Origin of the sequence: Candidatus Binatus sp., from assembly GCF_030646925.1 — a bacterium.
In the GTDB taxonomy this organism is placed as follows: domain Bacteria; phylum Desulfobacterota; class Binatia; order Binatales; family Binataceae; genus Binatus.
Window position 1 is genome coordinate 64469 of sequence record NZ_JAUSKL010000058.1, and the last position, 26153, is coordinate 90621.

Annotated in this window: 24 protein-coding genes; 7 read left to right on the forward strand and 17 right to left on the reverse strand. The window is 61.9% G+C overall.

The features are described 5' to 3' along the window. The first annotated feature begins 176 nt into the window (after positions 1 to 176). The 3 genes from selD (at position 177) to Q7S58_RS09125 (ending at position 5392) form a co-directional block, all read left to right on the forward strand. Positions 177 to 1250, forward strand: a complete 1074-nt coding sequence (gene selD, locus Q7S58_RS09115) for a selenide, water dikinase SelD (protein WP_304823937.1) — start codon at positions 177 to 179, stop codon at positions 1248 to 1250. Between the two features lie 88 nt (positions 1251 to 1338). Then, positions 1339 to 2004, forward strand: coding sequence for a nitroreductase family protein (locus tag Q7S58_RS09120; protein ID WP_304823843.1), 666 nt, complete (start codon positions 1339 to 1341; stop codon positions 2002 to 2004). Positions 2005 to 2068: 64 nt separating this feature from the next. Continuing rightward, positions 2069 to 5392 (forward strand): patatin-like phospholipase family protein, encoded by a 3324-nt coding sequence (locus Q7S58_RS09125; protein ID WP_304823846.1) that lies wholly within the window; start codon positions 2069 to 2071, stop codon positions 5390 to 5392. Between the two features lie 9 nt (positions 5393 to 5401). On the opposite strand, the gene Q7S58_RS09130 is transcribed toward Q7S58_RS09125, so the two are convergent. From Q7S58_RS09130 to zwf, 10 genes are all read right to left on the reverse strand, one after another. Continuing rightward, positions 5402 to 5704, reverse strand: coding sequence for a hypothetical protein (locus tag Q7S58_RS09130; protein ID WP_304823848.1), 303 nt, complete (start codon positions 5702 to 5704; stop codon positions 5402 to 5404). A 142-nt stretch (positions 5705 to 5846) separates the two neighbouring features. Continuing rightward, the gene (locus Q7S58_RS09135) at positions 5847 to 6092 is read right to left on the reverse strand and encodes a hypothetical protein (RefSeq protein WP_304823851.1); all 246 of its coding nucleotides are present in this window, start codon (positions 6090 to 6092) and stop codon (positions 5847 to 5849) included. A 150-nt stretch (positions 6093 to 6242) separates the two neighbouring features. Further along, a complete protein-coding gene (locus Q7S58_RS09140; RefSeq protein WP_304823854.1) occupies positions 6243 to 6443 on the reverse strand; it encodes a cold-shock protein in 201 nt (66 codons plus the stop codon). A gap of 171 nt (positions 6444 to 6614) precedes the next feature. Then, positions 6615 to 6908, reverse strand: a complete 294-nt coding sequence (locus tag Q7S58_RS09145) for a hypothetical protein (protein ID WP_304823857.1) — start codon at positions 6906 to 6908, stop codon at positions 6615 to 6617. Positions 6909 to 7012: 104 nt separating this feature from the next. Beyond that, positions 7013 to 7312, reverse strand: a complete 300-nt coding sequence (locus Q7S58_RS09150) for a hypothetical protein (protein WP_304823860.1) — start codon at positions 7310 to 7312, stop codon at positions 7013 to 7015. Positions 7313 to 7395: 83 nt separating this feature from the next. Then, complete coding sequence (locus tag Q7S58_RS09155; protein ID WP_304823863.1) at positions 7396 to 8202, reverse strand: enoyl-CoA hydratase/isomerase family protein; 807 nt, start codon at positions 8200 to 8202, stop codon at positions 7396 to 7398. A 43-nt stretch (positions 8203 to 8245) separates the two neighbouring features. After that, positions 8246 to 9160, reverse strand: coding sequence for a class I fructose-bisphosphate aldolase (locus Q7S58_RS09160; RefSeq protein WP_304823866.1), 915 nt, complete (start codon positions 9158 to 9160; stop codon positions 8246 to 8248). A 41-nt stretch (positions 9161 to 9201) separates the two neighbouring features. Next, positions 9202 to 10191: a glucokinase gene (gene glk, locus Q7S58_RS09165; protein WP_304823869.1), complete on the reverse strand. Its 990-nt coding sequence runs from the start codon at positions 10189 to 10191 to the stop codon at positions 9202 to 9204. Positions 10192 to 10209: 18 nt separating this feature from the next. Further along, positions 10210 to 11211: a class 1 fructose-bisphosphatase gene (gene fbp / locus Q7S58_RS09170; RefSeq protein ID WP_304823872.1), complete on the reverse strand. Its 1002-nt coding sequence runs from the start codon at positions 11209 to 11211 to the stop codon at positions 10210 to 10212. Between the two features lie 34 nt (positions 11212 to 11245). Next, a complete protein-coding gene (gene zwf / locus Q7S58_RS09175) occupies positions 11246 to 12772 on the reverse strand; it encodes a glucose-6-phosphate dehydrogenase (RefSeq protein WP_304823875.1) in 1527 nt (508 codons plus the stop codon). Positions 12773 to 13096: 324 nt separating this feature from the next. Between zwf and Q7S58_RS09180 the strand changes: the two genes are divergently transcribed. Together Q7S58_RS09180 and dcd are read left to right on the forward strand one after the other, a co-directional pair. Next, complete coding sequence (locus tag Q7S58_RS09180) at positions 13097 to 13384, forward strand: hypothetical protein (protein WP_304823878.1); 288 nt, start codon at positions 13097 to 13099, stop codon at positions 13382 to 13384. A 24-nt stretch (positions 13385 to 13408) separates the two neighbouring features. Then, the gene (gene dcd, locus Q7S58_RS09185; protein WP_304823881.1) at positions 13409 to 14008 is read left to right on the forward strand and encodes a dCTP deaminase; all 600 of its coding nucleotides are present in this window, start codon (positions 13409 to 13411) and stop codon (positions 14006 to 14008) included. Between the two features lie 30 nt (positions 14009 to 14038). Here dcd and Q7S58_RS09190 read toward each other — a convergent pair whose 3' ends face one another. The 7 genes from Q7S58_RS09190 to Q7S58_RS09220 all read right to left on the reverse strand — a co-directional run bounded on the left by Q7S58_RS09190 (position 14039) and on the right by Q7S58_RS09220 (position 24172). Next, positions 14039 to 14797, reverse strand: coding sequence for a hypothetical protein (locus tag Q7S58_RS09190; protein ID WP_304823884.1), 759 nt, complete (start codon positions 14795 to 14797; stop codon positions 14039 to 14041). A 10-nt stretch (positions 14798 to 14807) separates the two neighbouring features. Next, complete coding sequence (locus Q7S58_RS09195) at positions 14808 to 15686, reverse strand: FHA domain-containing protein (RefSeq protein WP_304823888.1); 879 nt, start codon at positions 15684 to 15686, stop codon at positions 14808 to 14810. Between the two features lie 99 nt (positions 15687 to 15785). Continuing rightward, entirely contained in the window at positions 15786 to 18206 is a 2421-nt protein-coding gene (locus Q7S58_RS09200; protein WP_304823891.1) for a protein kinase, read from the reverse strand. 43 nt (positions 18207 to 18249) lie between these two features. Continuing rightward, a complete protein-coding gene (locus Q7S58_RS09205) occupies positions 18250 to 20358 on the reverse strand; it encodes a Stp1/IreP family PP2C-type Ser/Thr phosphatase (RefSeq protein WP_304823893.1) in 2109 nt (702 codons plus the stop codon). Positions 20359 to 20364: 6 nt separating this feature from the next. After that, positions 20365 to 22080, reverse strand: a complete 1716-nt coding sequence (locus tag Q7S58_RS09210; RefSeq protein ID WP_304823896.1) for a protein kinase — start codon at positions 22078 to 22080, stop codon at positions 20365 to 20367. A gap of 72 nt (positions 22081 to 22152) precedes the next feature. Continuing rightward, entirely contained in the window at positions 22153 to 22809 is a 657-nt protein-coding gene (locus tag Q7S58_RS09215; protein ID WP_304823899.1) for an FHA domain-containing protein, read from the reverse strand. A 61-nt stretch (positions 22810 to 22870) separates the two neighbouring features. Next, a complete protein-coding gene (locus Q7S58_RS09220; RefSeq protein WP_304823902.1) occupies positions 22871 to 24172 on the reverse strand; it encodes a VWA domain-containing protein in 1302 nt (433 codons plus the stop codon). A 189-nt stretch (positions 24173 to 24361) separates the two neighbouring features. Here Q7S58_RS09220 and Q7S58_RS09225 point away from each other — a divergent pair, with 189 nt between their 5' ends. Next, positions 24362 to 25531 (forward strand): thiolase family protein, encoded by a 1170-nt coding sequence (locus tag Q7S58_RS09225; RefSeq protein WP_304823905.1) that lies wholly within the window; start codon positions 24362 to 24364, stop codon positions 25529 to 25531. Between the two features lie 60 nt (positions 25532 to 25591). Next, positions 25592 to 26020, forward strand: coding sequence for a Zn-ribbon domain-containing OB-fold protein (locus Q7S58_RS09230; protein ID WP_304823909.1), 429 nt, complete (start codon positions 25592 to 25594; stop codon positions 26018 to 26020). Positions 26021 to 26153 lie beyond the last annotated feature (133 nt).

Below are 26153 nucleotides of genomic sequence, written 5' to 3' on the forward strand. Positions count from 1 at the left end.
AGGCTGCCGGAGTCGAAGGATCCCGAGTCTTCATTCGCGTTTCATTCTCCTGAACTAAAAGATGTTTCACGTGATTTGCGTCTTAACCCCAGCAAATAAGCCGTTTCTGCGGAAATCGGCCGCCAAAACCGCCACGCTCGGCTGACACGACGCCCGCGATGCGCGACAATACGCGCATGTCCAACAGCAAGGACAACAATCCGTCGCGCGGCGAACTGATTCGCCTCACCGCGCGATGCAAGGCTGCGGGTTGAGCCGGTAAGCTCGGTCCGGCGGACCTGTCCGCAGTCTTGTCGCGGCTCGAATTGCCGAGCCATCCTGATTTGCTCGTCGGCATCACGACGGGCGACGACGCCGGCGTGTTCCGTTTTTCCGACGACCTCGCGATCGTGAACACCGTCGATTTCTTCACACCCGTCGTCGATGACCCCTTCACCTACGGCCAGATTTCCGCCGCCAACGCGCTCTCCGACGTCTATGCGATGGGCGGCGTGCCGCGCACCGCGCTGAATATCGTATGCTGGCCGCAATCCGGATTGCCGCCTGAGATGCTCGCTGAAATTCTGCGCGGCGGAATCGAAAAGGCGCGCGAAGCCGGCGTGGTCGTAGTCGGCGGTCACACCGTCGCCGATGACGAAGTCAAATTCGGGATGGCGATTACCGGCGTGATCGATCCGCGCCGAATCGTGCGCAACGTCGGCGCCAAAGTCGGCGATGCGCTCATCCTCAGCAAGCCGCTCGGCACCGGCATCCTGATGACCGCCTTCAAGCGCGACAAGCTGCCCGCCGATTCGTACGATGCCGCCGTCCGCTCGATGTGCCAGCTCAATGCCGCCGCCGCGACCGCGATGCTCCGCTACGATGTTCACGCCGCCACCGATGTCACCGGCTTCGGACTGGTCGGCCACGCGATGAAGATGGCCGACGGCAGCGGCGTGACGATCGTGTTCGAGGAGTCCGACTTGCCGCTGCTGCCCGGCGTGCTCGAACTCGCGCGTGAGGGCGTGATTCCCGGCGGTGGAACACGCAATCGCGACTACTACGCGCCGAACGTGCGCATCTCGGATGAAGTCGCCGACGAAATGGCGACGATCGCATTCGACCCGCAGACCTCGGGCGGGCTGCTGATCGCACTGCCGGCAGCGCAGGCCGTCGCGCTGCTCGCGGAACTGCACGATTCGGGGCATCGCGACGCCGCGATCGTCGGACGCGTCATCGATCGCGCCGCCGCCTCGATCGAACTCGTCTGATTCGCTCGCGCCCGCGCTTCGCGCAGGCAGGAAATTTCCCGGCGTCCTGTGCTAACTTGCGTCCGAGTCATCCTCGCGGGAGGCGCCAATGGATTTTTTCGAAGTCGCAACTTCAACCCCCACCGTGCGCCGCTTTCTCGATCGCCCGATTCCGGAAGCCGACCTGATGAAGGTGCTCGAGACGGCCAACATGGCGCCGTCGGGCTCGAACGCGCAGCCGTGGGAGTTCGTCGTGGTGCGGGATATCGATGCGCGCAAGAAAATCCAAAGCCTCTACCAGGAAGTCTGGGAGCCCTACAAGGAGAGCGCGATCATCCGCGGCCGCACCACGCTTTCGCCGCGCGCCGTCAAAGCGATCGCGACCGGCGACGAATTCGCCGCGACGCTCGCGATCGTGCCGGTCCATCTGCTGGTCTTTCTCGATCGCCCCAAGATGCGCGTCGAGCGCGGCAGCGCCGACGACCTGTTCAACTTCGGCGCGACCTACGGCTCGATGTTTCCCGCAATCGAGTTGCTGATGCTATCCGCGCGCGCCCTCGGGATCGGCTCTGCGATGACCACGATGCTGAGTAGCCGCGAGCCCGAGACCAAGGCGACGTTCGGCGTGCCCGAACTGTACCAGTTGATCGCGCTAATCCCGCTCGGCTATCCCGACGGCGGCTTCAAGCGACCGTATCGAAAGCCGGTGCTGCCGCGCATCCACCACGGCCACTGGGATCGCGCATGGCCCGCCCCGGCGAATAGTAACCTCTAGTCACTCCCTGGGTGACTCGGCTAGCTTGTCGGTACGATCGCTTTGATTCACGCGAGGTAGCTGTATGGATTGGCCGCTACCGCTGTGGCAGATGCTCGGCGAGGAACTCGATCAACTTCGGCCTCCGACCGCCGATATAGTTGCTGATACCAAGCTTGATGAAAAGCAACCAGGCGCCGAAGCATCTCCCTATGAGTATCGGCCGCCCGATACTATCGACCCGACTCTGCTAAGCCGGCACCTGGAACTCCGACTACCTGAACTGCAATCGCTAATAGCAAAAACGCCAGGGACCCGCTCCTTCAACTTCGGCGAAGTAGCTGCGGCGGCCTTAGCTTCATTAGCGACGACGCAACCAGACGCTCGATTTTTGAATGGCTTGCTCAGGATGGCAGACCTTTACGCCGCATTTCCTGCACTGGCCGAATCGAGGTGGATTGCAGATCAGAAGCCCGAGCAGTTGCCGGAGGACAAAGTCATAGCGCTCAATCGATTTCTGCTCGATCGAGCTTTAGCCGGCGCGGTCCAGCCGATCGACGAAACGATGCTGTCGGGCGTGGTCGATCGATTGCACCAGAGCGAGCTTTCGGCGCTTTGCTTCTCCGGTGGTGGAATCCGCAGCGCGACCTTCTGCCTCGGCGTAGTACAGGGACTTGCTCGCAAGGGATTGCTCGATCGCTTCGACTATCTATCGACGGTGTCCGGCGGCGGATACCTGGGTAGCTGGCTTGCTGCGTGGACCTATTGGAACAAAGACGGACTGCCTGACGTCATATCTCAGCTCGCTACGGCAAAGACCGATGGCGGCGCGCCGCATTTTAAGAAAACACCGGACGGCCACGCAGAGCAACCTAAGACTGAGCCAAGCGGCACGCAGCCACCTAAGCATGAGCCCCACGATGCACAGCAATCCAGGCCGGCGCCCGGCGCCAAGCAACCAGCCAGGCCGGCAATCCTCAAGCTCGAGCCCGAACCCGATCCCGTCTTCTATCTGCGCAACTTCAGCAACTACCTGACGCCCCGCACCGGCTTGTTCTCGACCGATACCTGGACGTTGATCGGAATTTTTCTGCGCAACCTTCTATTGCATTGGTCGGTGATACTGCCGCCGCTAATTGCGATCCTGCTAATGCCGGATCTGTTGTTCGCCCTGATGCGCAATCAATGGTTGTGGGACAGCCACGAATTCCACGGCTATTCCATCAATGCCCGTTACGGATGCTTCGTGCTCGCCGTGATAACGATGGCGATAGCAGTGTTCTATGAAGGATTGGCGCGACCTAGCCACCTTGAACTCCTTAGAGAGCGCTCGCGATGGTGGCTGGCGCGGCGCGCGCAAAGCAGCTTTCTCCTATACTTCCTTGCCCCCTTGACGCTTTCGAGTTTTCTCTTCGCAACCTATCTGTTTCACGCGCCCGATAGCGGACCAGGTCCATTTATCCTTTACGGAAGCATCGCCGGAGTGCTTGGATGGTCGCTCAACGCGTTGCTGTTGGGCGCGAAGCTGTTTTCGAAGCGGATCGCTATCCTATGGAGCCTGCTGGCGGTGGCGCTTAGCGGCGTTGCGGGCGGCGCGATGCTCTACCGAGTCGTGACCTCGAATTGGCTGGTTGGCGGCAGAGAATTTCCGACGCTGTACTTCTGCCTGATGCCGCCAATCACGCTGATCGTATTCCTGCTCGCCGCTACTATCTTCATAGGACTGGTGACGCTCTTTACCAGCGATGAAGACCGCGAGTACTGGGCGCGGATGGGCGCATGGGCGCTGATCGCGACTCTAGGCTGGTCAGCATTCGGCGCAGTCTCGCTGTTCGGCCCGTTGCTGTTATTGCATCGCGTGATGATTCCCTGGTCGGTCGGTGCAGGCGTTGTAAGTAGCGCGCTCACCACTTACCTTGGCTGGAGTTCGAAGACTGGCGCGCGGACCGAAGCCCGGGCCGGGACTTCATCTTCATCGCTGTTGCAGCGCAGTCTGCCCATACTGGGCGCAATCGCAATCGCGTTGATTCTTTGCGCCTTGTCGCTCGCGGGATTGTGGCTGGTGCAGCATCTGTCGAGCGCGGTCATCGAGGACATTCAGCCGTGGATCAATAAGAAGTTCCCTGGCGATGCCTTTTCGCAATGGAAGGCTATCGCAATTCCAGACCTTAGCTGGAGTCTCAGGTACGGCGCATTCTCCGGCCTGGTCGTGCTAGCCACGCTTCTGCTAACAGCTCTCTTCGGCTTCGCGACGTCGCTGTTTATCGACGTGAATAAGTACTCGCTGCACGCGATGTATCGTAATCGGCTTATCCGCGCCTACCTCGGCGCCTCGCGCGAGAAGGGCGAGCGCCAGCCCAATCCGTTTACCGGCTTCGATCCCAGAGACAATCTCGCGATGTGCCAGTTGTGGCAAAAATCACCGCGCAAGCTGATGCCGGTGATCAATATCGCGCTCAACCTGGTCGCGCCGATCTCTGACAAGCTCGCATGGCAGGAGCGCAAGGCCGAAAGTTTCACCGTGACTCCGCTTCACGTTGGAAGTTTCCGCAGCGGATATCGCCGCGCAAACGATTATGCGAGCAAGAATATCCTGTGGTTCCAGGATCCCAAGCCATCCGACCCCAAACTACCGCTCACGCTCGGCACCGCCACTGCGATTTCGGGCGCCGCGGTGAGTCCGAACATGGGCTACAACTCGTCGCCCATCGTCACGATGCTGCTTTCAATTTTCAATGTGCGGCTCGGATGGTGGCTCGGCAATCCGGGCGGCGCCGGCAACGAGACCTACATGCGCGCGCAACCGGGATTCGGCGTGAAGTATTTCGCTGACGAAGCGCTCGGCCGCACCAGCGCCGAGCGGCCATTTGTGCATCTCTCGGACGGCGGTCATTTCGAAAATCTCGGTCTATACGAGATGGTGCTGCGGCGATGCCATACGATCGTGGTGATCGATGCTGACCAGGATTTGCGCACCACATTCGAAAATCTCGGCAACGCGATCCGAAAAGTGCGCATCGATCTAGGTATCCCGATCGATTTTCCCAGCTTTCCGAACTTTGCCAAGCACAACGCGGGCGGTATCCAGACCGAGTACTGCGCCGTGGGAACGATCAAGTACAACCACGTGGATCCGGGATCTCCCGACGGCCGTTTGATTTACGTCAAGCCCACGATCATCGGCAACGAACCCGCCGACGTGCTGAACTACGAGCGGCGATGCGGCGAGTTCCCGCACGAATCGACCGCCGATCAGTGGTTCAGCGAATCACAGTTCGAGAGTTATCGCGCGCTCGGGATGCATGAGATCGAAACGATCGCCGGCGGCATGGTCGCAGAGAAGCCGGCGTCCGATCCGTATGCACAAGCGAGCGGGATTCTCAAAAACCTGCCGGCGCCGATCGCCTAGTTTCGACCGTCATGCCCCGATGAGCTCCAGGTTCGGCTCCGCCGCGCCTTCCACCGCCTTCAGCGAGATCGCGGAGTCGAAAGTGGCCAAGCGGCCCCGGTTCGATACCGAAAGGGCGAGCAGATAGACGTCGGTAAGTTGGCGATGCCCCTGAACGTGCTTCCAGCGGAACCGCCGTGCGTCGCGGATGCTGATCGAATCGGGCCAGAACACATGCTCGCGAGCCGAACAGAAAGTGCGCAATCGCGAGGTCGCATCTTCCGCCGTGGTGCGCCGGCCAGGATAGGCCGGATTGGACAACACGCGGACCATCGCGTTCTCGGTAAGCGCGCAAGTCGCCCATCCGTGGCGGTGATTGCTCTCGAACTAGGCGTGAGCCGCCTCGTGATGCAGGTGGGCAGGATCAAACAGCGCGACCAGCACGTTCACGTCGAGCAGTGCCATCATGCGCGGCCTAAGGTTCGTCGCGGAGCCGATTCACGATTTCCGGCGTGACGAGCCGCGCTCCTCGTCGCTCCGGCAGCAGCGGCACGCCGTTGCGCTTTCGCAGAGAGCGTACGCGAGGCGCCAGTGCGCTGCGGGCCAGCTCGGAAAGAACGCGCCCGGTGGTAGTCTCACGCCGAGCCGCGAGCTCCTTGGCGCTCTCCAAAACGTCTTCGTCGATATCCAGCGTCGTTCGCACGTGGCGATCATCACGCATCAAGCATCAGATGTCAAAGACCATACTCGTCGCCGGCGCCGATCGCATAGTTTCGGATGCGGCAGACTCAACTCCGCGATGTGACGTGCGCTGCGCGCGCCGCCGCCACCGCCGATTGCACCCCTTATTTGCCGGAATCCTGCCTCGCCGCTAGCCCTTATTCACGTTCGAGGCTTGCAACCCCTTGGGCCCCTGCGCGACTTCGAACTCGACGCGCTCGCCTTGCTCGAGCGAGCGAAACCCTGCTCCGTCGATAGCGCTGTAATGGACGAACACTTCCTGCCCGTCTTCCATCGTGATGAAGCCGTAGCCTTTCTTCGGGCTAAACCACTTGACCGTGCCGTTAGCCATTTCCCCCGTACCTCCTGAAGGGAAACGCCGGAGCGATGCCAGGTGCGCTCCGGCGTGCGTGCCGCTTCCCCAAGCGGCGCGTACGGGCGCGCATATAGCACAACCGAAGTCAGCTTACAAAACAGGCCAATGAGGGTTAAAACTGGTGGAAACGCAAAAATGCTAACGAGTCTAATCGTGACGCCAAAGAATCGGGCGCGCATGCATATGGCAATGATCGGGAATCTGACGCATCACGCCGTCGATGATGAACTTGTCGGCGCCGTACTTCGCGCGCGCGATGAGCGACAACGCCTCGACCATGAACGCGAGTTCTTCATCCGTCGGCGCGGCGCGGTGATCGCCGAGCACCGCCATCGGCGTGTCGCATGAATCGCAATCGAGGATGGTAAAACTGAACGGATGGACGAAAGAGGCGTAGCGCTGCGTGTAGTCTCGCAGCTCGCACAGTTCACATTTCGGCATTGAGTTTAGTCTTGCGGGCGTCGCGGGCGACGTCGAGCGGCGAGAGTTTTTATCCCGACGCGTCGCGCACGTTCATCGCGATGCGCCGGGATGCTCGATTCTGGCTATTTCGCAGGCGACGGCGCGGACTGCGGAGCCCGCGGTATCGTATTCTTGGTCGCCGCACTTATCGACGAAGTGCTTGCCTTGGCAGCTTGCTTCGCGTGCTTCTTGCAGCGATAGACGCTGGAGGTCGAGATGCTGAGATCCTTGGCGACTTCCTTGGCGTGTTTGCCGCTGCCCAGTTCCTTCATCACGGCGTCGCAATCGACTTTGCCGGCCGCATACGCAGACGGCGCACTCGCCGCGAAAAGTAATGTCGCCCCGAGCATCGCCGAGGCCGCCGCAATCGCAAACTTCTTCATCTTCTGTCCCCTGTTAGGTTAATCCAACATTTCCAAGCGGCATGAGTATTTCAAATTTGCGGCCTTGCCAAAAGAGGCCTTTGTTACTTCGTCGTGGCGAAGCCCGGGAACGACGGCTGGCGCTTTTCCTGGAGGGCCTTGACGCCCTCGGCCAGATCGGGGCTGAAGAAGCCCATCATCTCGAGCGCGAGCGACGCGTCGAACGCCGGTCCCGCCGCGCGCAGCCAGTTGTTGAGCGAGCGCTTGGTGAATCGCAGCGCCTGCTGCGGACCGCGCGCCAGCTTGCGCGCGACCTCCATCGCCTTGTCCATCAACTTGTCGGCCGGCACGCACAGACTGACGAGACCGATCCGCTCCGCCTCCTTGCCGTCGATAAAATCCGCGGTCATCAGGTAGTACTTGGCTTTCGCCATCCCGCACAAAAGCGGCCAGATGATCACCGCGTGATCGCCTGCCGCGACGCCGAGGCGCAAATGGCCGTCGGTGATGCGCATCGATTCCGACGCGATACTAATGTCGGCCATAAACGCGACCGCGAGTCCCGCGCCGACTGCGACGCCATTGATCGCCGTGATGATCGGCTTGTCGAGATTGATCATGTTGTAAACGATGTCGCCCGCTTCCTTCCACGCTTTCGCGATATTGCCGGCGTTAGCGGTCATGTCCTCGATCATCGCGAGGTCGCCGCCGGCGGAAAACGCGCGCCCTGCGCCAGTCACGACCACCACGTTGGTCTCGGCGTCGTCGGCGATATCGAGCCACACGCGGCTGAGCTCCCAGTGCAGGCGATTATTGGTGGCGTTCAAAACGTCGGGACGATTGATCGTGATGAGCAGAATCCCGTCGTCTTTGCGCTCGAACAGAAGATGCTGATACTCGCTGTATTTCACTCAATTCACCGTACTGATTTAGTCGTCGCGATCAACTTTGCGATCAGCTTCGATAGATGTCCATGATCTTGCCGAGCAGCTCGATCGCGGCCGGCTTGGGCCGCTGGAAGCTGTTGCGCCCGATGATCGATCCGAAACCGCCGCCTGCGTGAATCTGGCGGATGTCATTGATCAGTTGCTCGTCGCTTTCCTTCGGGCCGCCGGAGAAAATCACGATCCGGCGACCGTCGAAGGCGGACTGGATCACGTGCTTGATGCGCGCGGAGAGCGGCTCGAGCGTTACCTTGTTGGATTCATAGGCCTTCTTGGCCTCGGGCTGCTCGATAAAGGCAGTCGGCGGCTTTACCTTTATGATATTCGCGCCGAGTTGCGCGGCGATCTGCGCGGCGTACGCGACCACATCGATCGCCGTCTCGCCCTGCTTGCTGATCGAGGAGCCGCGCGGATAGGACCACATCACTAGCGCGAGGCCGTGGGCCTTGGCTTCTGCGCCAATTTCCCGCGCCTCCTGGTACATCGTCTTCGCCGCCGACGAGCCGGGGTAAATCGTGAGTCCGACGGCGGCGCATCCGAGCCGGAGCGCGTCCTTAACGCTCGCGGTGACCGCGGGCGCGGGATCTTTCTCGTCGTTCAGCACGTCGTGATTGTTGAGCTTCAGGATGAGCGGAATCTCGCCGGCGTATTCGGGCGCGCCCGCTTCGAGGAAGCCGAGCGGCGCCGCGTAGGCGTTGCATCCGGCATCGATCGCGAGCTGGAAGTGATAACGCGGATCGTAGGCCGGCGGATTGACGGCGAAGCTGCGTGCGGGGCCGTGCTCGAAGCCCTGGTCCACCGGCAGGATAACGAACTTGCCGGTGCCGGCGAGCTTGCCGTGATTGAGCATCCGCGCGAGATTGCTGCGCACGCCGGCATTTTCGGAATCGTAGTAGGAAAGAATTTCGCGAACTCGTTTAGTCATTGGTCTCCAACCCCCACAAAAATTTCCCTGGACTTCCTATATCACAGCATCGCCGCCGCGCGATGGGCCGCGCCGATCAGCCCGGCCGCGGGATTCAGCGCGACTCGCACTTCCATCCGCTTCAGTATCTCGTTCAGCCTGCCCTTCGACAGGAATGCTTTCACGAACGCGCCCCCCGTCAGCATCGGCAAAATCTTTGGCGCGATTCCTCCGCCGAGAAAGACGCCGCCGAATGCGAGCACCTTCAGCGCGAGGTTCGCCGCCTCAGCCCCGTAAATATCGCAAAACATCTCGAGTGCGTGAACGCAAACGGGGTCGGATTTTTTGAGCGCCGCATCGCTCACCGCCGCCGCATGATCGCCGGTCGCGATTTGATCCGTAAGCCACGCGGGCTCCGCGATGCGGCTGCGATCGCGCAGGAAGCGGTAGATATTCGCGATTCCCGGTCCCGAGAGCACGCGCTCATAGCTTACGTGGCCGAACTGCTTTTCGAGATGGCGCAGCAACTCGATCTGTTCTTCGCCGCGCGGCGCGAAGTCGACGTGGCCGCCCTCCGATGCGACCGCGTAGTAGCTGCCGTTTTCATACACCAGTGCCGATTCGCCGAGACCGGTACCGGCCGCGAGCACTGCGATGTTGCCATGCGCGGGCGGATTCTCCGCCGGATGCAGCACCGCGACTTCCGTGCTCGTCAGATACATCACGCCGTACGCCGTCGCCGCGAGATCGTTGATCAGGCGGACCGGCGTGCCGCCGAGTGCCGCAGATAATTTTGCTTGCGAAAGGACCCACGGGACGTTGGTCGCTTGCGCGACGCCGTCGATGATCGGGCCGGGCACGCCGAGGCAGGCCGCATCGACTTTGACGCCATCGGAGAGGAAATCGACGCAGGTATCTTCCAGAGTTTTGAACTGCAACGTCGAGTAGCGATGCTGGCACACGAGTTGAAGCGCGCGCCCAGCGGCGACCTGGTAGAGCCCAAGCTCGGTCTTGGTCCCACCCACGTCGCCGGCCAGAATCAGACCAGCCATCGCCAACCTCGCCGCGCGTTAGCCTTCGGCTTTGAACTCCTCGGCCAGTGCAACTTCCTCCGCGCTGCCGATATAGACCGGTAATCGATCGTGAATCGCCGACGGCGTGACCTCGAGGATGCGGCCCTTGCCGGTCGAGCCGCGACCGCCCGCCTGCTCCGCGATCATCGAGAGCGGCGCGGTTTCGTACATCAGGCGGAGCTTGCCTTTGGACTTGCCGCCCTCGGAGACTTCGCCGGGATAGAGATAGATGCCGCCTTCGAGCAGCAGGCGATGGAAATCCGCGGCGAACGCGCCGCAGTACCTGAGCGAATAGCTCGAGCGTTTGTCCTTGCGGCTGGTGATATGGGCGAGGAACTTGCGCGCGCCCTCGTGCCATTTGCCGGCGTTGCCCTGGTTCACCGCATAGACGCTGCCGTGCGGAGGCGTCCTGACGTTCTCTTTCCAGAGCAGGAACTCACCGAGGCTCCGGTCGAGCGTGAAGATATCGACGCCCGCGCCAGCCGTATAAACCAGTTGCGTGCTCGGGCCATACACGATGTACCCGGCGACGACCTGCTGGCCGCCCGGCGCGAGCAGATCTTCGATTCCGCTGCCGTGCTTTGCGGCGCGCTTGCGCACGGCGAAGATCGTGCCGAGCGAGCCGTTGGTGTCGATATTCGAGCTTCCGTCGATCGGATCGTAGAGCACGCAGTAACTGCTATCGCGGCAGTTGTCGGCGTAGTGATGCGGCTGCTCCATCTCCTCGGAGATCAGGCTGCAGACCGGGTAACCGTGCTCGAACGCGTCGAGGAAAACCTGGTTGCCCCATTGGTCGAGTTTTTTGACCTGCTCGCCCTGCACGTTGGTATCGCCGGTGTAGCCGAGTTCCCCCCCGAGCGACGCGACGGTCAGTTCGCGCGCGATGCGCTTACCGGCAAATCCGATCCGCTCCATGATCAGCGCGAGGTCGCCGACCGGAATCGCGGCCGATTTCTTCGACATGACATGGCGTGTCAATGTGATTGGCGGAGTGCTCATCTGATGAATCCTCTTCAGAACCCATTACACTCCCTTAGAGCGTTCGCCAAGTGCGTCCGTCCGCCGCGATCATAAGCGCCGCTTCGAGCGGTCCCCACGAGCCGGCGGCGTAGATCGGCGGGTCGATCGGCGATTCGCCCCACGCGTCGAGGATCGGCTGCACGAACTTCCACGCCTCCTCGACCGTGTCGCGCCGCATGAAGAGCGTCTGGTCGCCGATAATCACGTCGTTGAGCAGCGTCTCGTAGGCCTCCGGCGTCGAAGTGACGTAATGGAAATCGACTTTGACCTGCTGCAATCGAGTCTGCGAACCGGGAACCTTCGACATGATGTACAAATCGAGGCCCTCGTCGGGCTGAATCCTGATCGTCAGCATGTTGGGCGCCAGCGGCGCGCGCGGATTCGCGTTGTAGAGAATCCTCGGCACGCTCTTGAAGTAAATCGCAATCTCACTCGCGCGCTTGGGCAAGCGCTTGCCGGTGCGGAGATAGAAGGGCACGCCGGCCCATCGCCAGTTGTCGATCCAGCATCGGAGCGCCGCGAAAGTTTCGATTTTCGAGTCGGGCGCGATCGCCTCCTCGTCGCGATACGCCTTGGCCGGCACGCCGCCGATCAACCCCTCGGCGTACTGGCCGCGCACCACCCATTTGTCGAGGTCCTCGTCACCGAGCGGGCGCAGCGAGCGCAGCACGTCGAGCTTGGCGTCACGCACCGATTCTGCGCCGGTGGTATTCGGCGGCTCGGTCGCGATCATGCAGAGCGTCTGCAGCAGATGACTCTGCACCATGTCGCGCAGGGCGCCTGCGTGATCGTAGTACGACGCGCGGGTGCCGACGCCTTCCGCCTCGGCGACGGTGATCTGGACGTGATCGATAAAGCGCGAGGTCCAGATCGGCTCGAAGATCGAGTTGGCGAAGCGCAGCACCATCAGGTTTTCCACGGTCTCCTTGCCGAGATAATGATCGATTCGGAAAATCTGGCGCTCGTCGAAATGCCGCGCCAATTGCCCGTTGATTTCGGACGCGCTGTCGAAATCGGAGCCGATCGGCTTCTCGACCACGACCCGCGTGTACGGAAGCCCGGCTGCGGGCGGCTTGATCAATCCGGCCGCGGTCAATCCCGCCGAACAGGTGTCGATGAAAGCCGGCGGAATCGCGAAATAGAAAACGCGATTGCCCGCCGTTTTGCATTCCTCGTCGAGCGCCTCGAGTCGTTCGCGCAGGTTCTGGTAGGAGGCGGCGGCGGTGAAAGTGCCGCGGCAGAAATGGAGGCGCGGCGCGAACTTGGCCCATTGCTCCTCGGCGATTGCGCGGCGCGAGAACTTCTCGATTCCGGCGCGCGCGAACTCGCGATACTGCTGGTCGCCCAGATCCTCCATCGAGAAGCCCAGAATCGCGAACCGTTCCGGCAAGTCGTCGTCGATCGAGAGATTGTAGAGCGCGGGTATCAGCTTGCGATGGCTCAAATCACCGGCGCCGCCGAATATCACCACGATACAAGGATCGTAATGATGCTTGTCCCTGGAATTAGGATGATTGAGATCGAGCTTCGCGCCGCTCACCGCCATGCTACCAAACTATGCGAACATCCAAGTTGTTCAAAGAGAAGGCAAACCGAGGTGGTGGCAGGTTCCCTGTGAAATCTTCCGGTGACGTTCGAATTCAGAATTAAGAATTGCCCACAGTGCGCCACCCACCGTCGATTGTATGCGGGCCCAGCGGCGTGCTTTATCGATTTGAAATGTGGACAGTTTGTTACCATGCACACGCAATTGTGAATCCAGTCAGGTCTCCGTAACCTCTGAGACGTTGTCAAATCGGTGGTTTTTCACTAGTTTTCCAACATACGCGAACAAGGCGAACGCAGTCGGCTGGGAGATCGTGCAATGACGTTCAAGAAAGGCGACATGGTCAAGATTAAATGCGAAGCACAGCCGGGTCCATTCGACGAGGCGGCCGTCACGATCGGCTTCGAGCCCGGCGTCGTCCTTTCCGGTTTTGTTAAGCAATCCTCGGTCGAGAAACGTGGCGATGAAGCCTTTGTCATAGGCAAAATCGTTAGAATCGACGGCGGTATCATCGAGGTCCAACTTCCGGGCTCGTTCTTTACTAGCGCCCGCGGTGTGGCGTCTCTGCCGCGTGCCTGGGCCGAGTCAAACGTGGTGCATGTGTAGGCGCGAACCGAGACCGTTTGCCAAATGGTTCAATCCCAACCGGCACTCCGCAAGGCGGTAGCTGCCAAAAGAATCAGGTTTGACCCGCCGCTTGAAGAAGATCAGTGGGGAGAGGCTTCCGTAGATCTTCGGCTGGGCTTCAGCTTCACGATCCTACAGCCGATAAAAGGCGTCAAAGTTTCGGTCGCGCGCGGTCTCGAAGAACTTGGTCGTTTGGGCTTCTGGAAAACGATCACGCTTGAGGAGAAGAACGAGATGGGCCAACTCAACTCTTTTCTTCTCAAGCCTCATCAGCTCGTGCTGGCGATGACCCATGAGAGCGTGAGCATTCCGCTGGATCTTATCGGGTTGATCGAAGGTCGCACTGCTTATGCGCGTGTCGGTCTTAGCATGCATCAAACCGCACCATGGATTCAGCCGGGATGGAGTGGACCAATCGTTCTGGAAATCATGAATAGCGGTGAACTCGACATCGAACTGACTCCTCTTATCGACCGTCCTTGTCAGTTGTCGTTCTTGAAACTCGACAGGAAACTCCCCAGAAGCCTCGGCTACGGAGCGCGGGCTGGCGATGTGTATCAAGGGCAGAAGCATCCGTTCAGAGTAGGCAAGAAAAAGAACTGATCTCTTCAGAAAAATTGCTAACGCTCCAGTTCAATGAGGGTGGATGTCGTCCTCGAGCATCAGGTCGCGCAGATCGGAACGGCGGAAGATTCCTGCCACCGCGCGCGTCAGCGCGACCGAGAGCACCTGCCCCGGTTCGTCGTAAATCCCGGCTTCGTCCTCAGCGCCAAGTCCGAACGAGCCGACCGGCGGATCGTAGTAGGTGTCGGCGGCGGTTCCCGCCCAGAACGGCACGCTGAACGGCGGCTTGTAGATTTCGACGTCGAGCACGAAGTCGGCGGTCGTGCGCCAGACCGGACCGTAGCGGCCGTCGGCGCGCCGATTCTTCTTCACCCAGCATTCGCGGATCCTGCCGAGCACGACGTATTCCTGCGGTAGTTTTTTGCCCGCCCGATACGCCGCGTCGCTCGATTTCACCGCGCTCATGCCCGCTTCCTCGGCCGCGCGCGCGATTGCCAACTGCACGATCGGTCCCAGCGGCGCGCTGTACAGGCGCTGCGAGAGCACCCCGTCCTTGCCGATCGAGACGCCGATTTGTGGGTTGCCGTCGAGCGGCGCGGAGCCGCCTTCGGTGTCATCCGCCTTCTTGCGCTCGTCGGTCGGCACCAGCACCAGGATCGATCGATGCGGATAGCTGTTCTGATAGCCCTTGACCTGGAATGGATAGTACTCGAGCGTCTGGACCGAGGTGGGCGCCGGAGGAGGCGCGCCTCCAAGCGTGGCGCATCCCGCGAGCATCGAGAGGAACGCCGCCAGCAGCGCGATTCGGCCTCTCTCCCAAAGCCGCACCACTACTCCTTTATCGAGCCGCTACCTGCGACCGTTCGCGGAAGAGAAACAGCGTGCCGCCGATTTCGAGCCGGTCGCCGCTTTTCAATGCGACCCGGCCCGCGATCGGCTGGCTGTTGACGAAGATCTGGCCGCCGCTGGTCGAATTGATCACGAAGTTTTTGCCTTCGCGGCGGATTATCGCGTGACGCCCCAGCACGGCTTGGTCGCCGAAGAGCCCGATATCGCTCTCCTCGGCGCGGCCGATAATTGTCACCGGCTTGCTGAGCGGATACTCGCGGCCCTCGCGTGCGTTACGGCTCTGGCTGCGGACGACCATCAGCCATCCGCGTTTGAGCAATTCGCCGACCAGGCCGATGAAAAATCCGATCAGCGCGCCCAGGACGATGATCGCTATCGCGCGGCCGAACGCCTGTGGAAACGTGCTGGTCAGGGTGTGATAGACAAAGCCGCCCAGCGCACCGCCGAGCAGGCCGCCGATCGCGCCGTTGCGCCTGCGCGCGGCCGATCCGAACGCGGAGCCGACGCCGAGTCCGACCGCGATTCCTAACACCGACCATCCGAGGATTCGTCCGACAAATCCACCCCGGATCAGGTAATCGAAGGCTAACTCGCCGACAAACAGTCCGAGCGCTCCGCCCAGCGCGCCAATTATTCCACCCACAACGAAGCGGCGAATACCTTGTCGCCACTGGCCGACGCTCAAAGTCTCGATCGAGGCCAGAAAAGCGCTGATTAAAGCGCCGATCAAAGCCCCGAACAGGACGCCGCGGACGTAAACGGAATGAATTCCAAGGATCGGCTCGGAGACGCCCCACGCGGCGAACCCGCCGAGGCCGCCCGCCGCCGCATAGAAGAGCAATTTCTCGCTGGAGACATTACTGGCCATGATGCACTGACAGCATTGCGCGTGCCTGAAGCGGGTTCAAGCTCAAATCGGAAGCGCGGGAAATATGACGCAACAATCGATCAAATCGGTGCGTCGCGATCAGTTCGCCTGCGCGGTCCAAGTGCCGCGCTCGCCCGACGGCGTCGATTCGAAGGTGCCGCTCAGTTCGTCGCTGCGGCGCTGTCCTTCGAAGTAGTACGTCTCGGTGCCATACGGAACCTGGAACTGCAGATGACTGCCGCGGACGAAGCCCTCGATCGGCGTGAGTCCGTAGCCTGACGACTTGATCACCATCTCGCCGTGCAGGAAGCCATTGGGCTGCGGGCGAAGTCTAAGTTCGAGCGCGGGACTGCCGCCGCGCCGGAGTCCCGAGATCGTGCCGGTCGCGAGCGTCGGCCCGAGCATGCTCGACGATCCCGATCCAGAGCTCGACGATCCTGAAGATGAACTGCCGCCGGTGCTCCGTCCGATCGCGCCGCCGCTGCCCGGATACGACGCGTACGGACCGCCCGCATCGGCCACCACGCGGAATTTTTTCTCGCTGAAATATTGTCCGTTCAAGTAAAAATTGACGGTGTAGGTGCCCGGCAGGAACGCTCCCCCGCGCGAGTTGCCGACGCGTCCGCTGAAGGTGACCGTCTTCATGCTCGGCGATACCGGCTGGAAGTCATTCACGCTGCCGAGCGTGCGTCCGTCCGCGCCGATATAGGCCGCATCGACGCGGTACTGATTCGCTTCGAGCTTGTAAAGCCGATTGTCGAACGTCGCCTGCCATCCGACGAACAGCACTTTCGACGCGTCGAACTCGGTGGTCGCGCCCGAGATCGCAGTGCCGGTCTTGGTGGTGTTGAGGAACTCGATATTGCGGAGTTCGAGCGGCTTGAGGCGGCGCTGCTCGATCATCGCGAGCTTGCGCGATTCGTCCACGCGGCGTTTTTCTTCGGCTTTCGCCGCTGCCGCCACTGCCGCCTCGGCCGCTGCCGCGGCAGTCTTCGCGCTGGTATCCTGGCTCACGATAAAGGCCTGCTGCGCGAGCAAGCGATCGTCCGAATAGAGCGCGACCTTGTAGTTGCCCGGCGGCTTCTCGGTCATGGTGGGCATCAGCGCGACGCCGCTGAAGTCGGCGATCGTTTGCGACGGGCCGACAAACTGCTGCGCGCCGCTGGACGCAATCTGCAAGCCCGCCGGATCGAAGAACCTCGCCTCGACCTTCTGCTCGCTGCCGTCCAGCCCCGCGAGCAAATTCTTGAAGCTCGCGGTCCACTTGAGATAGCGCGCGTTGGTCAGTTCCGTATCCTTGAAGGTCGATTGCGGCGGCGCGACGACCGTGCCCTCGCGCGTCGAGAGCGCCAGCGTCATCTGCTGGAACTCGAGCGGATTCTCCCGCGCCCGCGAAACCAGTTGCTCGTGCTTCCACGGCAGCGAATCGATCAGCGGCTTGACGCCGAGCCGAATCTGCAGCTCGGTACTCGAGTAGAGATAAGTCGCGCCGAATGCGCCGCCGCCGAGCACGATCAAAAACACCATCAATCCGATCGTGCGGCGGAGCGCGCTCCTGGGCTTGCGATGCACGATCGGCAGATCGTCATAGCGGCGGTCGTCGAAGTCGGGCTCCGGCGGCAGCGTCAATCCACCCGTACCATCTGTGGAACTGACGCCGCGCGCACCGGTATGTGACAGTCCGCGCCCGTAGAGCATCATGTCGCGGAATTCCTGAATCGACGACGGCCGTCCGTTCATCTCGTAGGCGAGCGCAGCGTCGATCGCGCCGGCGAGATTGCTCGATACGGCCGGGCGCAGATCGCGCACCGGCGGGAAGCTGAACGGCGGATACTTCTCGGGATCGCGCCCAGTCAGCACGTAATGCAGCGTCGCGCCGAGCGAGTAGATGTCGCTGCGCGGATCGACCTGTCCCTGGTATTGCTCCGGCGGCGCGAAGCCGAGCGTGCCGATCATCGTGCCCTTGCGCGCCGCCTTGAACAGCCGCGCAATTCCGAAATCGACCAGCACCACGCGCCCGTTCGGATTCAGCATCACGTTGGACGGCTTCATGTCGCGGTAGATAATCGGCGGCTGCAGCCCGTGCAGATACGCCAGCACGTCGGATAGCTGGCGCGCGACATCGATCACCAGGCCCTCGGGCAGCGGCTCGCCGCGCGCGGCGAGTTCCTCTTCGAGGTTGCGGCCCTCGACGTACTCCATCACCAGGTAGTGGCGATTCTGAATCTCGAACCGATCCGTAATCGCCGGGATCGCCTGATGCTTCAATTGCGCGAGCGTGTCGGCCTCGCGCGCAAAATATTCGTTGGCCTCGATCCGCTGCTGCGGATCGATGAAATGATCGACCATCTCCTTGATCGCGCAGGGGCGATTCGCAAGGCGCTGATCGCGCGCGAGATACACCACGCCCATCCCGCCGCCGCCGAGCAGCTTTGCGATCGCATAGCGGCCCTGCAACACGGTGCCGGACTCGAGCGGACCGGCCAGCGGCTGGGAGGGTGATTTGGGATCGTTCGGCATTGTGACGATGAAAAAAGTCGGCGGCGAATCAGGTCATTCGCAACTAACCAGCAAATACAACCACCACTGTGATGTTATCGGTTCCTCCGCCCGTGTTGGCTGCGACGATCAATTCGCGCGCCGCGTCGAACGGGTCGCGATGACGCGCGAGAATTTCCTGAATCTGATGGTCCTCGACGTGCGCCGTCAAGCCGTCGCTGCAGAGCATCAGCTTGTCACCGCGCTTCAGCTTTAGCGAGAGCGATTCTGCGCCCGCGGGCCCGCTCTGGCGCGCGCCGAGCGAGCGCGTGATCACGTTTTTGTGCTCGTGGGTGCGCGCCTCGTCGGCGGTGATCTGGCCGATCTCGACCAATCGCTGCACCAGCGAATGGTCGCGCGTCACCTGCCTGAGCGCAGGTCCGTCCATCACGTAGGCGCGGCTGTCCCCGACCCACGCGATCGCGGCGTCGGGTAGCGCGATCAACGCGCAAACGCCAGTGGATCCCATACCGCGAGATTCCGGGCGACTCGCAACATATTCGATAATCCTGGTATTTGCTTCCTCGAGCGCTCCCGCGAGCAATGCCGGCGCCTCGCCTTCCTTTGCGCTACTGCTCAGCCGGCTTTCAACATAGTCGCGGATCGTTTTTACGGCAATTGCCGACGCCATTTCACCGGCCTCTGCGCCGCCCATCCCGTCCGCGACGACGTAGAGGTAGCTCGCGTCCGGCTCGATCATCGATTCGCGCGAATACTCGACCGCCAGCACCGAATCTTCATTGTGCTCGCGCACTCGCCCGACGTCGGTCATCGCAGCGGCGCGCAGCCGAATCGGGCCGCCGGCCTGGATCAACTCGGCCTTGAATTCGTCGATATTCGCGAAACGGTCGGCGGGACTGAATGCAATCGCGCGGCGGACCGCCTGCTCGAGGCGCGGCGCCACGACGTGCGGCGGATAGAATCGCACCGGGCCGCCCTCTTCGCGCCAGCTCTCGCTCGGGATTCGCTCGCCCGTCAGCCACGTGTAGATCAGCGCGCCCGCCGAAAACACGTCGGCCCGCTTGTCGGCCTTCTTGCCGCGATAAATCTCAGGCGCGGTGTAGCCGTCGTTGAAGATCGGCTCGCTTTGCAACTCGTTGTCGTTGGTCACATAGTCGAGTCCCGTGAGCATCGGGCGTCCGTTGCCGCCGAGCGCGACCGATTCGGGGCAGATGTCATTCACGCGGAGGCCGCGGCGATGCATAAATCCGATCGCCTGGCATAGCTGCACGCCGTATGCGATCGCGTCGGCCTCGCTGAGCGGGGGTGCGCCTTTCACCGACGCTCGAATCGGCTTCAATTGCTGATCAGGATAAACCAGGTAGGCGCGATCGCCTTCGACGAATCCGTCGGACGCGCGCAGATACGCCGGATGCGTGATCGTCTGTGACAGGGCGAGCACGCGGCCGAAGACCTCGCCGAGATCATCCGATCCTTGCGGCGGCGGCTCCTCGTGTTGCGCTTCGACTGCGGTCTCGGCAGGAATTTCGGCCGTGGCCGCCGCTACATTCGCGCCATTGGAACTGGCGGAAGCTCCGTCGGCGCTTTGAGACTCCGGCTCATCGGCATTCTGGAAGTCGGCGGCGCTGGCGGACTCGGTGGCGACGATCGTCGGATGTTCCGGCGCTGCATTCGGCTCTTCGAGGATCTCAACCGCCTGATGGGACTCTGATTCCTGCGGCGCGGCCGTCTCGGCAATCGGAGCAACGTCCGCAATGGTCGCGGATGGCGTCGCCGATCCATTCGGCTGCGGCGCCAGCGGCCTGAGTTCGGCGGTCTTGGCGCGCGGGCCGTTCGGATCTTCTGGAGCGGGCGGCGGCGGAGCAAGCGTCGCCTCAGGCTGCGGATTCTCGGCTTCGGCCTCCGCCGGTTCGGGTCCGAACCGCTCTCGCAACACGATCGTCTCGACCGCGCCGCCGAGCTCGCGCCTTGCGCGGTAGCGATTCTCGATCGAAGTCTGTCCGGTCAGCTCGACGATCTCGATTCCCGCCTTCAACCTCGCACCCGCGAGCATCGGCGCGGGACGCGTCCGCGGTGGCGGCGCGCTCGATGCGCCCGCAAGGCCCTGTCCGCAACGATCGCAAAATTTGGCGTCGTCCGGCGCCGCTTGCCCGCATTCAGGACAGGTGATCATGCCCCGCTACCCTCGTCGAAATTGCAGTATAGCACTACCGAACACCACCTGATCGCGATCGTTCAATTTGTACAGTTGGTCGCGTCCCAGCCGGCCGCGCCCGGCGATATAAGTGCCGTTCAGGCTGCCAAGATCGCGGATGAAAAAATCGGCGCCGCGCTGAACTATCTCGGCGTGGCGGCGCGACACGCGCTCCGCTCCGCGTGCAAGCCGCTTCAGATCGATATCGAGCTCGTCCGACGGCTGTTGCGACCGCCCGATAACCGCTCGCGTGCCGAAAATGCCAAATTCCACGTCTTCGCCGCGCGCGATCAATCTGGCGGCCGCTTTTGCCGCGACCGCGCCATTGGCGGCGGCCTTCACTGGTACTACGCCCGGCGATTTCGCCGGTTGCGGCGACGGCGCGCGCACGGGATTCGACTGCGAACTCCGCGGCCCGCTCGAAGCTCGCGGCGCAGGTCGCGACGCGCCGCTCGAGGGCGTCGCCGGGTGCGGCTTCAAGTCCTGGGTCTTGGCGGTGGGAGACGTCGCCGGCGCCGAATTCTGATTCGTCAGCGAGCTTAGTCCCCGCTCAATCAAACTCCGCGCGCGCTCTGTCAGTTCGAGCGCACGCCTGAGCGGCGGTATCGCGGCTTTCGCCGCACTCCCAGGTTCCACGGATGGTACTGCGATCGGCTCGCTCAGCACGATCGTCGGCGCATTCGAGGCCGGTGACGCAGGACGCGGACGCCACGGCGCTGGCGATTGAATCGGCGCGGATCGCGGCCGCGGAGCGGGCGTCGGCGCTCGCGACGGCGGCGAGTAGCTTTGCGGCGCAGGCGCATTCCTTTTCAGATCGGCGGTCGGCGACGTGCTGATCGCCGACGGTGTGTACGACGCCGCCGTGCTCGAACCGGAAGTGATATTTTCGCGCGGCGGCTCAGGCAGCGCCCGCAGCATCGCCTTGGCCGACGCCGGCCGCTTGGTCACGTCCTTCTCGAGCGCGTTCATCACCACTTCGGCCGTCTGATGCGATATTTCCGGCGCGAGGCTCCGAAGCAGCGGAAAACTGAACGGCGGCTCGAGCTGGGGATCGCGTCCGGTCATCAGATGATGCATCGTGGCGGCGAGCGAATAGAGATCCGAGCGCGGCTCGACCTTGCCCATGTATTGCTCGGGCGGCGCGTAGCCGATCGATCCGATCTGGGTGCCGCGTCCGCCGGGCGGCAGGAAGCGCGCGATACCGAAGTCGATCAGCATCGCGCGGCCGCTCTTGTCGATCATGATATTGCCGGGCTTGAGATCGCGATAAATGATCGGCGGCTTCTGCCCATGCAGAAATTCGAGCACGTCGAGCATCTGGCGCGCCCAGCGCAGCACCTTCTCTTCCGAGAGCTTGCCGTGCGGCCCGAGCTTGTCGAGCAGCGCTTGCAAGTCGCCGCCCGCGACGAATTCCATCACCAGGTAATGGCGTCCGTTCTCGGCGAAGTGATCGATCAGAGTCGGAATCCCCTGATGCGACAGGCGCGCGAGCACGTTCGCCTCGCGCGTGAAATCCTCGATCGCTTTCTTTTCCTGAATTCCGTCGCCGAGGATCATCTCCTTGACGGCGACCGGCCGATTCGCTAACCGCGTGTCGTTCCCCAGATAAACGCGGCCCATGCCGCCCGCGCCGAGCACCTTCCTGACGCGATAACGACCGTCAAGCATGTGGCCCTCGGTGAGTTGCTCACCTGGATTCATCGCGCTTGGCTATGCCTCTCGAAATGCGCCGCGCGGCGGCATCGGCCGCCGCTTCGCGGTCGAGGGCGGCGGTCAGGAGATCGATTCGACAACCAGCTTTAAAAATGTTTTTCCGATGATGACTTCGTCGCCCGACTTGATCTCGACCGGGATACCCGGCGTGAGCCGCGGCTGGCGATTCACATAGGTGCCATTCAAGCTGCCGGTATCCTCGATCGTGATCTTGCCACCCTCGATAATCAGCATCGCGTGTTTGCGCGAAATCTTGGCCTCGGGGTCGTCGGCGTCGAGATCGACCTCGGGAAACGATCCGGTCTCTGGATCCCAGCGGCCCACCAGGTTCTTGCCGTCTTCGAGCGGGAACTCCTGGCCCTTGCGAGGTGAACCGCGAACTATCGCGAGTTTCGCCTTGAACGGCGCTCCGCCTGCCGCGGCCGTCGTGGCCGGCGCCGGTGCTGCTTCCGGCTTGATCTCGCCGGTCGGCGCCTCGGATGGCGCAGCTTCCGATTTGATCTCAGCGGCCTCGGCTTCGGCCGCTGGAGCTTCTGCGGCTGGCGCAGGCGCGGTCGGCGCTGCCTCGGCGGGTGCCGCCGGCGCGAGACTCTCTGCGGGCGCCGGCGCCGCGGCTGTCGTACCTGAGCCGGCCGCCGCGTTAAGCTTCGCGCCGCATCCGTCGCAGTAGTCAAGACCGTCCATGTTTTCGTAGCCGCATTCGCCGCATTTGATCATTTTCTAAGTCCTCGCAGGTCGGCGCGGAGCGTAATTGCTCCGGCCTTATTCAGGTACAAAACTATTCCGACTTCTGAAAATCTTTTAAAGCTTCCGGATCGAGCATCTGGGTTTTTCTGACCACCGCCTGCGCCTGCAGCAAGGTCGTCTTGGCGGCCCTGGTCTGCAGCGTCTGCGTCTTCTTGATTTGATCCATCAGGCCCGCCAGCGCCTGGGTCGCTTTCACGTTGCCCATCCGCTGCGTGCCTTGCAGTGCGTTGCCGAGCAGCCGCGTCGCGCGATCGATATTGCCCGCCTTCAGTTCCTCTTCAGCTTTCGATTGCAGCTTGGCGATTGACACTTGGTCAACGAGGTTCATCACGCGGCCATTGCGCTTGCTCGTCAGCGTGCGATCGAGCGTGTAATCGACGGCGAGATCGCAGTTGGCGGTCGCCTCGCCGGCGCCTGGAACTTCGTAATGAAAACTGCTTTGCAGAATTCGCACCATGCCGGGCTTGCGCGGCGGCAGCACCAGCGTCAGCAACACCGATCCCGGCACGCCCGCCTGCAGGTCGCCGATCTCGTAGCTGATCTTTCGATCCTCGCCGACCAGCGGCGATCCCAGCACGTAAATTTCCGGCGACGCGCGAAATGCCTCGCGCACCTGCACGCCTTGCGACAGCGTCACGTCGATTCGGCCGTTGCGGAGCGTGACCGCGCGGAGCCCCTGCAACTCGTCTTCGAAGATTCCCGGAATCTCGGCCGGATCGCCGATAAAGTGATACTTGCCGTTGGAATCCTGCGCGAGACGCTGCAGCAATTTCTCGTTGAACTCGACGCCGACGCCCATCGTCGAAAATGAAATCTGATCGCGATTCTTTTCGACCAGGTCGAGGCATGCGGTCTCTTCGTAGGTTTGTCCGTCGGTCAGCACCAGCACGCGATTCAAACGATCCGAGCTGAGATTTTTTTTCACCTCATCGATCGCCGCGCGCATCCCGAGCGCCATCTGCGTGCCGCCGCCAATTTCGAGCAGATCGATATCATCGATCGCGCGATGCACCGCGCCTTTGTCGCGCGCCGCCTCGGGCGTGATCATAACTTTCGCCTTGTCGGCAAACGCTACGATCGACACCTTGTCGTCGGCGTTCAGATGGTCGGCGAGAAACTTCACCGCGTCGACCACGAACTCGAGCCGCCGCTCGTCGTACATCGAGCCCGAGCGATCGATCACGACGCCGAGGTTCAGCGGAACTCGCGCGCCGCCTGCGCCGCCCCCGCCGCGGGCAACTGCTTCGAGCAACACGTAGAGGACAAAATTTTCGGCGCTCGACAGCACATGTTCGCTGCTCGCTAGCGCGTCGAAGCTAAGTGGCTCCGCCATTTGGTGAATCTCCCAACGCCAATTGTAGGTTCAAGCTTCAGGGCTTGGCAACTGACTGACCGCATAGAATACGAAATGCGCGAGCCTTGATCCATTCCTTTTTCGGACCCGCGCTCTTCAATCATACGAACCGATCGGCCCTTCGTCGCGCTGGATGCCCTCGTTAAAAGAGCGTAAGAGATAGGCGCTATGGAACTCAGAGCCAAATGCGCGATCGCCGGGCTGGGACAAACCCGGATGGGCAAGAACTTCGATCATCCCGGGCCGGTGGGCTTTGCGGCCGAGGCCGTTAATCTTGCTCTCGAGGACGCGGGCCTCAAGCGCACTGACCTCGACGGCCTGCTGGTCAACCCCGGACTGACCTGGGGCGACAACGCGATGGCGTCGTTCTCCCTCCAACAGGCGATGGGTCTCTCCAACCTTCGGCTGACTGCGACGATGAATCTCGGCGGCGCGACCGCAGCCGCGATGATCATGCATGCAGCGCAATCGATCGCAGCCGGGATGGCCGAGGTCGTCGCCGGCGTGTTCTCCGATGCGCCGCTGCGTCCGCCCGCGCCCGACAAAGCCCAGGGTGCTGGATCCGCGGCGGCTTACGGCTTCGCGCGCGGCGTCAATGCGGCCTACGGACTCTTCGGCGTCAATGCGCACTACGCCTTCGTCGCGCAGCGTCATATGCATCTCTACGGCACGACCAATGACCATCTGGGCGCGATCGCGGTTGCCGAGCGTCAGTGGGCGAATCTCAATCCCGACGCGCAGTTTTGTGACACGCCGATGTCGATGGCGGATTACCACGCCTCGCGATGGGTGGTCGAGCCGTTTCATCTGTACGATTGCTGCCTCGTGTCGAACGGCGGTCTCGCCGTGATCGTGACGTCGGCGGAGCGCGCCAAGGATCTGAAGCGGCCGCCGGTGTACGTGCTCGGGATGGGACAAGGGCATCCAGGCGGAGATCCGATGGAGACTTTGGTGTCGGGCGCGCCGATCGCCAAGAAAACCGCGTTCAAAATGGCGAACATCTCGCTGAACGACGTGGATTTTTGTGAACTTTACGACTGCTATACTTTCACCGTGCTCGTCACGCTCGAGGATTACGGCTACTGCAAGAAGGGCGAAGGCGGCGCGTTCGTCGCCGATGGCAAAATCGGTCCCAACGGCACGCTGCCAGTGAATACCGGCGGCGGCCAGCTAAGCTCGTTCTATATGTGGGGGATGACGCCGGTCAGCGAGGCGATCGTGCAAATCCGCGGCGATGGCGGCAGGCGGCAGGTGCCGAAGCATGAGGTGGGGCTGGTATCGGGCAATGGGGGAATCCTCTCGACTCATTCGACGCTGGTCCTCGGCTCTCACGCCTGAATATCAAACGCGCCGGCCAAACCCACGTTGGACGCTCCTTCCGCGAACAGACTCGAAACCATGCCTGAAAAAAGCAAACCAGTTCCCAAGCCGATTCCCTCGATCACGCCGGACATGGTGGAGTTCTTCGCGGGTGCGCGCGAAGGGCGCCTGATGATCCAGAAGTGCGGCGGATGCGGCGCGCTTAGATTCCCGGCCTACGAAATCTGCTCGAAGTGCAATTCCACCAAGGCGAAGTGGGTGCAGGTCAGCGGCCGCGGCACCGTCTATAGCTTCAACATCATGCATCAGCTTTATCATCCGGGGTTTGCGACCGAGGTGCCGTATGCGGTCGTCGTGGTGGAACTCGAAGAGGGATGCAAGTTCGTATCGAATCTGCTCGGTATCAAGCCGCACGAAATCAAGTGCGGGATGCCGGTCGAGGCGGTGTTCGAAAAGCTGAGCGAAACCGTATCGATACCGAAATTTCGGCCTCGCGCCTCAAGTTGAGCGGTCGCGGCGGATGATGGGGTGGGTGGCGAAAGCTGCCTCCAGGCGTGATTTCAATGAAAAATGCTTTGTTTTCCTTGCTTTTTTCAAAAGAAAGGCGCCTCGCCCTGTGGGCAACTGATTGAAATCTGGT

What these genes read in the sequence shown, in the direction of transcription:
- Q7S58_RS09150 (WP_304823860.1), bottom strand. Translation starts at nt 7,312, where the DNA reads ATGAAGAAGTTTGCGATTGCGGCGGCCTCGGCGATGCTCGGGGCGACA.
- fbp (WP_304823872.1), bottom strand. Translation starts at nt 11,211, where the DNA reads ATGAGCACTCCGCCAATCACATTGACACGCCATGTCATGTCGAAGAAA.
- Q7S58_RS09130 (WP_304823848.1), bottom strand. Translation starts at nt 5,704, where the DNA reads ATGGTCCGCGTGTTGTCCAATCCGGCCTATCCTGGCCGGCGCACCACG.
- Q7S58_RS09125 (WP_304823846.1), top strand. Translation starts at nt 2,069, where the DNA reads ATGGATTGGCCGCTACCGCTGTGGCAGATGCTCGGCGAGGAACTCGAT.
- Q7S58_RS09230 (WP_304823909.1), top strand. Translation starts at nt 25,592, where the DNA reads ATGCCTGAAAAAAGCAAACCAGTTCCCAAGCCGATTCCCTCGATCACG.
- Q7S58_RS09135 (WP_304823851.1), bottom strand. Translation starts at nt 6,092, where the DNA reads ATGCGTGATGATCGCCACGTGCGAACGACGCTGGATATCGACGAAGAC.
- Q7S58_RS09210 (WP_304823896.1), bottom strand. Translation starts at nt 22,080, where the DNA reads ATGAATCCAGGTGAGCAACTCACCGAGGGCCACATGCTTGACGGTCGT.
- Q7S58_RS09120 (WP_304823843.1), top strand. Translation starts at nt 1,339, where the DNA reads ATGGATTTTTTCGAAGTCGCAACTTCAACCCCCACCGTGCGCCGCTTT.
- Q7S58_RS09160 (WP_304823866.1), bottom strand. Translation starts at nt 9,160, where the DNA reads ATGACTAAACGAGTTCGCGAAATTCTTTCCTACTACGATTCCGAAAAT.
- Q7S58_RS09195 (WP_304823888.1), bottom strand. Translation starts at nt 15,686, where the DNA reads ATGGCCAGTAATGTCTCCAGCGAGAAATTGCTCTTCTATGCGGCGGCG.
- glk (WP_304823869.1), bottom strand. Translation starts at nt 10,191, where the DNA reads ATGGCTGGTCTGATTCTGGCCGGCGACGTGGGTGGGACCAAGACCGAG.
- Q7S58_RS09140 (WP_304823854.1), bottom strand. Translation starts at nt 6,443, where the DNA reads ATGGCTAACGGCACGGTCAAGTGGTTTAGCCCGAAGAAAGGCTACGGC.
- Q7S58_RS09220 (WP_304823902.1), bottom strand. Translation starts at nt 24,172, where the DNA reads ATGGCGGAGCCACTTAGCTTCGACGCGCTAGCGAGCAGCGAACATGTG.
- Q7S58_RS09205 (WP_304823893.1), bottom strand. Translation starts at nt 20,358, where the DNA reads ATGATCACCTGTCCTGAATGCGGGCAAGCGGCGCCGGACGACGCCAAA.
- Q7S58_RS09180 (WP_304823878.1), top strand. Translation starts at nt 13,097, where the DNA reads ATGACGTTCAAGAAAGGCGACATGGTCAAGATTAAATGCGAAGCACAG.
- Q7S58_RS09225 (WP_304823905.1), top strand. Translation starts at nt 24,362, where the DNA reads ATGGAACTCAGAGCCAAATGCGCGATCGCCGGGCTGGGACAAACCCGG.
- dcd (WP_304823881.1), top strand. Translation starts at nt 13,409, where the DNA reads ATGGTTCAATCCCAACCGGCACTCCGCAAGGCGGTAGCTGCCAAAAGA.
- Q7S58_RS09145 (WP_304823857.1), bottom strand. Translation starts at nt 6,908, where the DNA reads ATGCCGAAATGTGAACTGTGCGAGCTGCGAGACTACACGCAGCGCTAC.
- Q7S58_RS09215 (WP_304823899.1), bottom strand. Translation starts at nt 22,809, where the DNA reads ATGATCAAATGCGGCGAATGCGGCTACGAAAACATGGACGGTCTTGAC.
- Q7S58_RS09200 (WP_304823891.1), bottom strand. Translation starts at nt 18,206, where the DNA reads ATGCCGAACGATCCCAAATCACCCTCCCAGCCGCTGGCCGGTCCGCTC.